Below are 9,960 nucleotides of genomic sequence, written 5' to 3' on the forward strand. Positions count from 1 at the left end.
GCCCCTTGCGCGGGCCCGGCGCGGGGGTGGTCAGATCAGCCCACCACCCAGGCCCAGGCGCCAGATCGCCACGATGATCACCAGGGCATTGAGCACCAGCCCGGCCTTGGCCCGGCCACGGCGCCCGCTGCGGGTGAACAGGATCCCGATCGCGGCCAGGATGGCGCCGACCGCCGCGAACGGGATCAGCAGCCAGTTGGTGATGCCCACGATCGGCAGCAGGGCCAGGATCATCCAGGCCAGCGCGACGATGCCCCAGATCAGGCTGATCAGTCCCATGCGTTTCCTCCGGTTGTCGGGCGTGATGCCCGGTGTGCAGGACGGGTGCTGCGCGGGGATTGTGACCCGGATGGACGTGAACCGCCCGCGTCGCCGCGGCCTCGCGCCGGAGGAGACGGGTCTCCGGTTGGGGGAAACGAGGCCGTCCGGGCGCCCCCCGGACGCGCGTGGCTGGACCCGTTCAGCCCGCCCCGTGCACTCCGTCGATCTCCAGCGCCAGCTCGCGCCGGCAGATCACCGCGTGCAGCAGCATCCGCGGCACCCGGTCGCCGAAGTGCCGGTCGAGCGCCTGCGCCACCAGCGGCAGGTCGTCGCGGTCGCGCACGTACACCTTCAGCCGCGTGCCGGGGCCGAACCGGGCCGGCAGTTCCGGCGCGCGGGCGCGGGCCGCGCCGAGCAGCGCGTCGAAATTGGCCAGGGTCTCCTCCAGCTGCGCCAGCAGTTCGCCGGCATGCCGCGAGGCATGGCCCACCACCGCGGCGGTGCCCGAGAGCAGCAGCGGCATGTCCGCCCCCGGGGGCGGCAGCATCGCCCGCGCGAACGTCGGCGGCTGCGGCCCGTACTGGCGCGGGTAGCGGTAGGCGCTGACCTGGCGCGGGTTCTCCACCGGCGTGCCCGGCGAGCGCGCGGACAGCCAGTACACCTGGATGGTGCGGTCCTGGTCGCAGCGGCCGATCGCGGTCGCCGCCGGCAGCGTGCTCGCGTCGAAGTCGCCCAGGCCGCGCGCGCGGCCGACGCAGAAACGCCGGTAGCGTTCGGCGTCGCCCTCGCCCTGGGTGATCGCGTCAAGGTAGTTCCAGGCCCGCAGCATGTACGGGTAGTCGCTGCCGGCGACGAAGCGCGTCAGCGAACGATAGGCGTGCTCGGCGGCGAGCAGGATGCCGCTGTTGTCGCCCTCGCCGGCGTGGCCTTCCGGTTCCTCGATCTCGATCGCGCCGAACAGCAGTTGCCCGTCGCAGGCCCACGCGATCGCCCCGTCGCGGCCCGCGTGCACCGGTGCCGAGGCGTGCCAGACCTCCAGCGGCGCCGCGCCGTAGGGTTCCAGGGGCACCCGCAGGTAGCGCGGGTCGCCCACCCGCGGCGCACCGTCGCCGAAACCCAGCACCGCCAGCACGTCGTCGCGCGCCAGCAGCGCGTCCACGCCGGTGTCGTAGGCGTACTCGACCTGCAGCCGCGGCGGCGGCCCCGGGGGCAGCGGCGAGGGGCGGCTCACCGGCGCGCCTCCCGCAGGGCGTCGTCGCGGGACGCGGCCGGTATCCGGCGGCGATCGCGCCCGCCGCGCGGCGCCTGCCCGGGCAGGCGCGGGCACGGCCGACGGCCCGCCAGCGCGTGGCCCGACGCCGCTCCGGCCAGGGTCGGGGCGCGCGCCCCCGGCACCGCGCCGGGCGCGGACGGGATCGCGGCCCGGCGTCCCGCCGGCCCGCCGGGGGCCGCGGGAACCTCGCAGTCTGCGGGGCCGTCGCTGGAGCTGGCGGGCGGGGTCTGGCTGGCCATCCGGTCGATGTGGGGCACGGGCTGCGGCGCGGACCGGCATCATAGCGGACGCCCCGGCCACGGCCGCGTGGCCTCCGCCGCGCAGCTGAACGGCGCCGCCGCGCCCTTGCGCCGCGCGACGCGATGCAGGATCGTTGCGGGCCCTTTCCGAACCGCCCGATGCCCATGTCCGAACAGACCGCCGCCGAACGCGAACTCGCCGAACTGCTGGTCGAAAGCCTGAACCTGGACGGCGTGGATGCGGCCGGGATCGACCCGGAGGCGCCGCTGTTCAACGCCGGGCTGGGCCTGGATTCGATCGACGCCCTGGAGCTGGCGCTGGCGATCAGCAAGCGCTACGGCTTCCAGCTGCGCTCGGACAGCGACGAGAACCGGCGCATCTTCGCCTCGCTGCGGGCGCTGTCGGAACACGTCCAGCAGCACCGCACCACTTGATCCCGGTCCTGCAGATCGCGCTTGCACTGGCCTATGCGCTGCTGGCGCACCTGGCCAGTGCGCGCGACGAACCGCGCCTGGCGTTCGCCGCCCTGCTGGTGCTGGTGGCGCTGCTGTTCGTCGCGCCGCTGCTGCGGCTGCGGCCGTGGGCATTCGCGCTGGCCGGCGCGGCGGCCGCCGGCGCATGGTGGCTGCACGCACGCGGGCTGGACGCGCTGCCGCTGCTGCTGGTGCCGGTGGTGTTCGTGGCGCTGGTGGCCTGGATGTTCGCGCGCACCCTGCGCGCCGGGCGGGTGCCGCTGATCACCCGCATCGTCTCGGTCCTGGACGGCGAGCCGGTCGACCGGCTCCCGGCCGACGTGGCCAGCTATGCCCGCCGCCTGACGGCCGCGTGGGCCGCGCTGCTGGCGGGCCTGGGACTGGCCAACCTGGTCCTGGCGCTGCTGGCCAGCCCGGGTGGACTGCTGGCGCAAGCCGGCATCGCGCCGCCCTGGTCGATCACCCATGCCCAGTGGTCGTGGTGCGCCAACCTGCTGGGCTATGGCGTGGTGGGCGGGTTCTTCGTGCTCGAATTCCTCTGGCGGCGCCGCCGCTTCCCCGATCGCCAGCACGGCTTCGTCGATTTCGTGCGCCGGCTCGGCGGGCTGGGGCCGGCGTTCTGGCGGGACGTGCTGAGGTGAACGCCGGCCCGCGCCCCCGGGCGGCCTGGCGTGGCGGGCCGGCACCGCAGCCGGCCGGCGCGCCCGCGTCCGCGGACGCGGGCGCGGAAGGGCCGTTCGCGGCGGCGGCCTGGCGGCTGTGCAACCTGCTCCAGTTCGCCTTCACCCTGGCCTGGACCGCCGCCTGGATCTGCCTGGCGCTGCTGCTGCGGCCGCTGTCCGGCCGCGAGGCGCGGCTGCCGCTGCGCATGGCCGCGCGCTGCTGGGCGCCCGGCCTGCTGCGCGGCGCCGGGGCGCGCCTGGAGGTGGAAGGCGCCGCGCGCGTGGACTGGTCGCGGCCCTGCCTGCTGGTGGCCAACCACGCGTCGGTGATCGACGTCTGCGCGCTGTTCCGCGCGGTCCCGGTGCCGCTGCGCTTCCTGCTCAAGGACGAGATGAAGCGGGTGCCGTTCGTGGGCTGGTACGCGCGCGCCACCGGGATGCTGTTCATCGTCCGCGACAGCGCCCGCGCCGGTGCGCTGATGCGGCGCGAGGCGGCGGCGATGCTGGCGCGTGGCCAGGTGCTGTGCCTGTTCCCGGAGGGTACCCGCAGCCGCGACGGGACGGTGGCGCCGTTCAAGGGCGGATCGCTGCAGGCGGCGATCGACGCCGGCGTGCCGGTCGTCCCGGTGGCCGTGCAGGGCGCGGGCCGGGTGCTGCCGGTACAGGGCTTCTTCCGGGTGCGTCCGGGCCGGATCCGGGTCGGGTTCGGCGAGCCGCTGGCGGTGCGCGAGGACGGCGCCCCGGTGCCGCGCCAGGTGCTCGCCGACCGCGCACGGACGCGGATTGTTGGCATGCTGGAGGCATGGCGACGGAAGCACGCGACGTGCGGTTCGTGATCGGCCACGACCATCCGGCCCTGCCCGGCCACTTCCCCGGCCAGCCGGTGGTGCCGGGCGTGGTGCTGCTGGACCGGGTGCTGGAGGCGGTCGAGCGCGAGGCCGGTCCGCTGGGCGCGCTGTTGCTGCCACAGGTGAAGTTCCTGCAGCCGCTGCTGCCGGGCGAGGAGGCGCGGGTCGAACTCGAGCCGCTGGCCGCCTCACCTGGTGCGCGCTGGCGCTTCCGGGTGCTGCGCGGCGACGCCCTGCTCGCCAGCGGCGACGTCGCCGAGGCCGCGTCGTGAGCGCGGACTGGCGGCGGCGGCCGGAAGGCGGCGGGCGCTTCGCGCTGCGCCTGGTGCGCGCGATCGCCAGCCATGGCGGACGCCCGCTGGCGCGCCTGCTGCTGTATCCGATCACCGCCTACTTCCTGTTCCGGCGCGGGCCGGAGCGGCGCGCCTCGATCGCCTTCCTGGGCCGCGCGCTCGGCCGGCCGGCGGGCCTGTTCGACGGCGCGCGCCACGTACACACCTTCGCCGCGACCATCCTCGACCGGGTGTTCCTGCTTCAGGGCAAGGAGTCGCGGTTCCGGATCGAGGCCCGCGGCCTCGACGTGCTCGAAGCGCGCCTGGCCGAAGGCCGCGGCGTGCTGCTGTTCGGTTCGCACCTGGGCAGCTTCGAGGCGATGCGGGTGCTCTCGCGCCGCCGCCCCGGGCTGAAGCTGCGGGTGGTGCTGGACAAGGCTCACAGCCGCGTCCTGACACAGATACTCGACGCCCTCGCGCCGGAGATCGCCGCCGGCGTGATCGACGCCGGCCAGGACGGCCCTGCGCTGATGCTGCAGATCCAGCAGGCGGCGGCCGAAGGCGCGCTGGTGGCGCTGCTGGTCGACCGCAGCGTGCCCGGCCAGCCGGTGCTGCAGGTGCCGTTCCTCGGCGCCCCGGCGCCGTTCCCGATGGCGCCGTGGCTGATGGCCGCGGTGCTGCGGCTGCCGGTGGTGCTCGGTTTCGGCCTCTACCATGGCGGCAACCGCTACTCCCTGGAGTTCGAGGATTTCTGCGATCCGATCGAGGTGCCGCGCAGCGAGCGCGCCGCCGCGATCGAGTCGCTCATCCGGCGTTACGCCGCACGGCTGGAGCATCATGCGCGTCAGGCGCCCTACAACTGGTTCAACTTCTACGATTTCTGGCATGTCGACGAACCGCAGACCCGATCCGGCCCGTCCGGCGCACTGCTGGCTGCCGGCCCTGCTGCTGGCGGCGACCGCACCGCTGGCATGGGCGCAGGCCGCCCCGGATAGCGACGCGATTGTGCGTTCGCTGGCGCGGCCGGCGCCGGCGGCGACGCCGTTCGTCGAGGTGCGCGAGTCGCCGCTGCTCAAGGCGCCGCTGCGGGTCTCGGGCGAATACCGGCGGCCCGACGCCGACACCCTGGTGCGCGAAGTGCGCGCGCCCTACGCCGAGACCACCACCCTGCGCGACGGCCAGGCGGTGCTGGCGCGCCAAGGCAGGCCCGAGCGCCGCTTCGCGCTCTCGCGCGCGCCGGAACTCGCGGCCCTGCAGGGCAGCTTCGGCGCGCTGCTGTCCGGCGATGCCGAGGCGCTGCGCCGCCACTACACGGTCGAGTCCGAGGGCGACGCGCAGCGCTGGGTGCTGCGCCTGGTGCCGCGCGACGACCGGCTCGCCGCGAAGCTGCGCGAGCTGCGTCTGCATGGCCGCGGCGACGAGCTGCGCTGCATCGAGAACGCCGCCGTCCAGGGCGAGGTGCAGCGCACGCTGATGGGCGCGGCGGCCGAGGCCGCGCAACGTGGCGGCGACGACGTCGACATCGCCGCGCTGTGCCGCGGCGACGCGACCGGATGAGCGCGGCCGCGCGCCTGGCCTGGGCGCTGGCATGGCTGCTCGCGCTGCTGGGCTTCGGCGCGTGGCTGTCGCAGTCGCTCACCGTCAGCGGCGACCTGCGCCGCTTCCTGCCCGACGCGCGCACGCCCGAGCAGCGGCTGCTGCTCGACGAACTCGGCGAGGGCCCCGGCTCGCGCCTGCTGATGCTGGCCCTGTCGGGCGACACGCCGCAGGCGCTGGCCGAACGCTCGCACGCGCTGCGCGAGGCGCTCGCCGACGACGCGCGCTTCGTGTTCGTGGCCAACGGCGCCGACGCCGGGCTGGACGCGATTCCCGACGCGCTGCGTCCATACCGCTACCTGCTGTCGCCCCGGCTCGATGGCGGCACGCTCGACGCGGATGCGCTGGCCGAGGCGCTGGACGCGCGCCTGCAGGACCTCGGCTCGCCCGCGGCCGACCTGGTCGAGCCGCTGGTGCCGTCCGACCCGACCCTCGAGACCCTCGCCCTGGCCGAGGCCTGGCGGCCGGCCACGCTGCCGCAGTCGCTGCACGAGGCCTGGTTCGACCGCGCGGGCCGGCAGGCGTTGCTGCTGCTGGAAACGCGCGCGGCCGGCTTCGACCCGGACGGCCAGCGCGAGGCGGTGGCGGCGATCCGCGATGCGTTCGACGCCGTGCGCGGCGGATCGCCGGCCGTGCTCGAGATCATCGGCCCGGGCGCGTTCGCCGACGAGATCGGCACGCGCACCGCGCGCGAGGCGGGCTGGATCGGCAGCGTCGACACGGTCGGCCTGGTGCTGTTGCTGCTGCTGGCCTACCGCAGCTGGCGGATCCCGCTGCTGGGCGTGCTGCCGCTGGCGAGCGCGGGGCTCGCGGGCCTGGCCGCGCTGATGTTGTTGTTCGGCGACCGCGTGCACGGCATCACCCTGGCCTTCGGCTTCACCCTGATCGGTGTGGTGCAGGACTATCCGATCCACTTCTTCAGCCACCAGCACGCGGGGCTGTCGCCGTGGCGCAACGTGCGCCGGCTGTGGCCGGCGCTGGCGACGGGCGTGGCTGCGACCTGCATCGCCTACCTGACCTTCCTGTTCTCGGGCGTGGACGGGCTGCGCCAGCTGGCGGTGTTCACCATCGTCGCGCTCGCCACCGCGGCGCTGTGCACGCGCTGGCTGCTGCCGGCGCTGGTCGATCCCGCGCCGCGCGACGTCGCCGCCTCGCCGCGGCTGCTGGCGCTGTGGCGCCGGATCGAGCGCCTGCCGCGTCCGCGCATCGGGCTCGCGGTGCTGGCGCTCGCCGCGCTCGCGGTGGTCGCGCTGCGGCCGGGCGCGTTCTGGGAGAACGACCTGTCGCGCCTCACGCCCGTGCCCGCGCCGCTGCTCGAGCGCGACGCGCAGCTGCGCGCCGAACTCGGTGCGCCGGACGTGCGCTACGTGCTGACCCTGCAGGCCGCCGACGCCGAGGCCGCGCTGGTGGCGAGCGAAGCGCTGCGGCCGACGCTCGACACGCTGGTCGCCGATGGCGCGATCGACGGCTACGACCTCGCCGCGCGCTACCTGCCGAGCGTCGCGCGCCAGCGGGCGCGCCAGCGGGCGCTGCCGGCGCCGGACGCACTGCGCGCCGCGCTCGATGCCGCCGTGGTCCGGTCGCCGTTCCGGCCCGATGCGTTCGAACCGTTCCTGGAGGACGTGGAGCGCGCGCGCCAGGCCCCGCCGCTGCGCCCGGGAGACCTGGCCGGCAGGCCGCTGGCGCCGCGCGTGGGCGCGCTGCTGCTCGAGGGCGAGGGCCACGCGACGGCGCTGGTGTCGCTGACCGGCCTGCGGGACGTGGCCGCGGTCGAACGCGCGGCCCGGGCGCATGGTGCCCGCCTGCTGGACATGAAGCAGGCCTCCGAATCGCTGGTCGCCGACTACCGCGCGCGGATCCTCGCCGCGCTGGCGCTGGCCGCGCTGGCGCTGTCGGCCACCGTGTGGTTCGCCCTGCGCGCGCTGCGCCGGGTGCTGCGCGTGCTGCTGCCGATGGCGCTGACCACGCTGCTGGTGTTGGCGGTGCTGCGCGGGTTCGGGATCGAGCTCAACCTGTTCCACCTGGTGTCGCTGATCCTGGCCGCGGGCCTCGGCCTCGACTACGCGCTGTTCTTCGAACACGCTGGCGAGGACCGCGACGACCAGCTGCGCACCCTGCACGCGGTGCTGGTGTGCAGCGCGATGACCCTGCTGGTGTTCAGCCTGCTGGCCCTGTCCTCGGTGCCGGTGCTGCGCGCGATCGGCGGCACCGTCGCCCTGGGCGTGGTGTTCAACTTCGTGCTGGCCCTGCTGGTGGCGCGGGCGCCGTTGGGCGAATACGATGCGGATCCGGAGGCAGCGGCATGAGCGCCATGGCACCACGCACGCGCTTGCCGCCGGCGTGCATGGCCATGCTCCGCGGCGTCGGCAGGAGCCGCGGCCCGGTACCCGGGCCCGGAGGCAGGCGATGATCCGGATCGACCGCGCCACCATCGAAGCGCTGGTCCCGCACAAGCATGCGATGTGCCTGTGGGACGAGGTGCTGGACTGGGACGCCGGGCGCATCCGCCTGCGCGCGACCAGCCACCGCGACCCGGCGCACCCGCTGCGCGGCGCCGGCGGCCTGCGCGCGGTGCACCTGTGCGAGTACGGCGCCCAGGCCATGGCCGTGCACGGCGGGCTGCTGGCGCGCGAGGCCGGTGGCGTGGCGCCGCCGGGGATGCTGGTCGCGCTGCGCGGGGTGCGCCTGCACGTGGCCCGCATCGACGACCTGCCCGGGGCGCTCGACTGCGAGGCGCAGCAGCTGGCGGCGTCCGAAGCCAGCCAGCAGTACGCGTTCCGCATCCTGCACGGCGGCGACCTGCTCGCCGAGGGCCGCGCCACCGCGATGCTGCGCTGACGTCGCCGACGGGTGGCGCATAATCCACGTTTTCCCGGAGACGGACCCGACATGAAACGAGCCCTGGTCACCGGCGGCAGCGGCGACATCGGCGGCGCGATCTGCCGCCGGCTCGCGACCACGGGCTGGCACGTGATCGTGCACGCCAACGCCAACCTCGAACGCGCCACCGCGGTGGTGGACGGGATCCAGGCCGCGGGCGGCAGCGCCCAGGCGGTGGCGTTCGACGTCGCCGACGGCGACGCGGCGCTGGCGGCGATCGAGGCGCTGCTGGAAGACGGCGCGATCCAGGCCGTGGTCAACAACGCCGGCATCCACGACGACGCGCCGATGGCCGGAATGTCGGACGCGCAGTGGAAGCGCGTGGTCGACGTATCGCTGCACGGGTTCTTCCACGTCACCCGCCCGCTGCTGCTGCCGATGGCGCGCACCCGCTGGGGCCGGATCGTGAGCGTGTCGAGCGTCGCGGCGGTGCTCGGCAACCGCGGCCAGGCCAACTACGCCGCGGCCAAGGCCGGGCTGCACGGCGCGACCAAGTCGCTGGCGCGCGAAATGGGCTCGCGCGGCATCACCGCCAACGTGGTCGCCCCGGGCGTGATCGCCGGACGCATGAGCGAGGCCGCGTTCGATCCGGCGATGGTCCGCCAGATCGTCCCGGCCGGCCGCGCCGGGACCCCGGACGAGGTGGCGGCGCTGGTCGCCTTCCTGTGCTCGGAGGAGGCCGGCTACATCAACGGCCAGGTGATCGGCATCGACGGCGGCATGAGCTGAAGGGGGCCGCGGCGCGTTACGGGTTGCGCCGTGTTCACGGGGTCCGGCCCACACTGGCCACGATCCACCCGGAGCCGCCGCCATGGCCCGCATCGCCCGCCTGCTGACGATCCTCGCCGCGTCCGTGCTGTTGGCCGCATGCGCCAGCTCGCACGTGCTCACCGGCACCCCGCGCCCGCCGATCCATCCCGACCACGTGCGGATCTATTACGGCCCCCCGCCGGGCGGCTACGAGGAGATCGCGCGCCTGGACGTGGGCAGCGGCGCGTTCACCTACGGCAACCGGAACAAGGCCAACGCGGTGATGCGCAACCTGCGTCGCGAGGCCGCGAAGCTGGGCGCCAACGGCGTATTGCTGCAGGGGACCTCGGAAGGGCCCGACCGCACCGCGGTCAGCGTGGGCGGCGGCGTCGGCCGGTTCGGCGGCCGCACCCACACCGGCCTGGGCGTGGGCGTGAACATCTCGCCGACCCAGGCCCATGCCTCGGGCATCGCGATCTGGGTGCCGGACCCGCCGCCGGATCCGCCCGGTCCCACGCCCTGAGCGGCGCTTTGCGCCGTCGCCCCTTAAGGCCGCCGGCAGGGTCGCGGCGGAAGCTGCTCCTTGTACGTTACTGGTGTCCGGCATTTGGCCGGACAGGATCGGTTTCCGGGGAAGCCGTTTGCTCCTTGGGGCAGCATTGACTGACCCCGTTTGTAGAGCGGCTCCCCGCCCCATTCGCGAGC

The 9,960-nt window shown here is 75.0% G+C and carries 12 protein-coding genes; 10 read left to right on the forward strand and 2 right to left on the reverse strand.

Features of this window, described 5'->3' with window-relative positions:
* Positions 1-30: 30 nt before the first annotated feature.
* Complete coding sequence (locus FQY79_RS14395; protein ID WP_146313579.1) at positions 31-279, reverse strand: hypothetical protein; 249 nt, start codon at positions 277-279, stop codon at positions 31-33.
* Between the two features lie 181 nt (positions 280-460).
* Positions 461-1,492, reverse strand: coding sequence for a chorismate transformation FkbO/Hyg5 family protein (locus tag FQY79_RS14400; protein WP_425463213.1), 1,032 nt, complete (start codon positions 1,490-1,492; stop codon positions 461-463).
* A gap of 446 nt (positions 1,493-1,938) precedes the next feature.
* Here FQY79_RS14400 and FQY79_RS14405 point away from each other — a divergent pair, with 446 nt between their 5' ends.
* The 10 genes from FQY79_RS14405 (at position 1,939) to FQY79_RS14450 (ending at position 9,778) form a co-directional block, all read left to right on the forward strand.
* A complete protein-coding gene (locus FQY79_RS14405; RefSeq protein WP_027070943.1) occupies positions 1,939-2,208 on the forward strand; it encodes a phosphopantetheine-binding protein in 270 nt (89 codons plus the stop codon).
* Positions 2,205-2,888, forward strand: a complete 684-nt coding sequence (locus FQY79_RS14410; protein WP_246123144.1) for a COG4648 family protein — start codon at positions 2,205-2,207, stop codon at positions 2,886-2,888. The genes FQY79_RS14405 and FQY79_RS14410 overlap by 4 nt, the downstream gene beginning before the upstream one ends.
* 116 nt (positions 2,889-3,004) lie before the next feature.
* Entirely contained in the window at positions 3,005-3,745 is a 741-nt protein-coding gene (locus FQY79_RS14415) for a lysophospholipid acyltransferase family protein (protein ID WP_146313592.1), read from the forward strand.
* On the forward strand, positions 3,733-4,029 hold the full coding sequence (locus FQY79_RS14420) for an ApeI family dehydratase (RefSeq protein WP_146313593.1): 297 nt from the start codon (positions 3,733-3,735) through the stop codon (positions 4,027-4,029). Before FQY79_RS14415 ends, FQY79_RS14420 begins: the two co-directional genes overlap by 13 nt.
* Positions 4,026-5,024, forward strand: a complete 999-nt coding sequence (locus FQY79_RS14425) for a lysophospholipid acyltransferase family protein (protein WP_146313580.1) — start codon at positions 4,026-4,028, stop codon at positions 5,022-5,024. The genes FQY79_RS14420 and FQY79_RS14425 overlap by 4 nt, the downstream gene beginning before the upstream one ends.
* The gene (locus FQY79_RS14430) at positions 4,915-5,586 is read left to right on the forward strand and encodes a LolA-related protein (protein WP_146313581.1); all 672 of its coding nucleotides are present in this window, start codon (positions 4,915-4,917) and stop codon (positions 5,584-5,586) included. Before FQY79_RS14425 ends, FQY79_RS14430 begins: the two co-directional genes overlap by 110 nt.
* A complete protein-coding gene (locus FQY79_RS14435; protein WP_146313582.1) occupies positions 5,583-7,931 on the forward strand; it encodes an MMPL family transporter in 2,349 nt (782 codons plus the stop codon). Before FQY79_RS14430 ends, FQY79_RS14435 begins: the two co-directional genes overlap by 4 nt.
* A gap of 100 nt (positions 7,932-8,031) precedes the next feature.
* A complete protein-coding gene (locus FQY79_RS14440) occupies positions 8,032-8,463 on the forward strand; it encodes a hotdog family protein (protein WP_186760098.1) in 432 nt (143 codons plus the stop codon).
* 51 nt (positions 8,464-8,514) lie between these two features.
* Entirely contained in the window at positions 8,515-9,234 is a 720-nt protein-coding gene (gene fabG / locus FQY79_RS14445; RefSeq protein WP_146313583.1) for a 3-oxoacyl-ACP reductase FabG, read from the forward strand.
* An 82-nt stretch (positions 9,235-9,316) separates the two neighbouring features.
* Positions 9,317-9,778, forward strand: coding sequence for a hypothetical protein (locus tag FQY79_RS14450; protein WP_146313584.1), 462 nt, complete (start codon positions 9,317-9,319; stop codon positions 9,776-9,778).
* Positions 9,779-9,960 lie beyond the last annotated feature (182 nt).

The organism is Luteimonas wenzhouensis (assembly GCF_007859305.1).
Taxonomy (GTDB): Bacteria; Pseudomonadota; Gammaproteobacteria; order Xanthomonadales; family Xanthomonadaceae; genus Luteimonas; species Luteimonas wenzhouensis.

Bases quoted from the DNA above. Each gene is read 5' to 3' on its own strand.
- FQY79_RS14430 (WP_146313581.1), top strand. From the start codon at position 4,915: ATGTCGACGAACCGCAGACCCGATCCGGCCCGTCCGGCGCACTGCTGG.
- fabG (WP_146313583.1), top strand. From the start codon at position 8,515: ATGAAACGAGCCCTGGTCACCGGCGGCAGCGGCGACATCGGCGGCGCG.
- FQY79_RS14405 (WP_027070943.1), top strand. From the start codon at position 1,939: ATGTCCGAACAGACCGCCGCCGAACGCGAACTCGCCGAACTGCTGGTC.
- FQY79_RS14440 (WP_186760098.1), top strand. From the start codon at position 8,032: ATGATCCGGATCGACCGCGCCACCATCGAAGCGCTGGTCCCGCACAAG.
- FQY79_RS14435 (WP_146313582.1), top strand. From the start codon at position 5,583: ATGAGCGCGGCCGCGCGCCTGGCCTGGGCGCTGGCATGGCTGCTCGCG.
- FQY79_RS14395 (WP_146313579.1), bottom strand. From the start codon at position 279: ATGGGACTGATCAGCCTGATCTGGGGCATCGTCGCGCTGGCCTGGATG.
- FQY79_RS14450 (WP_146313584.1), top strand. From the start codon at position 9,317: ATGGCCCGCATCGCCCGCCTGCTGACGATCCTCGCCGCGTCCGTGCTG.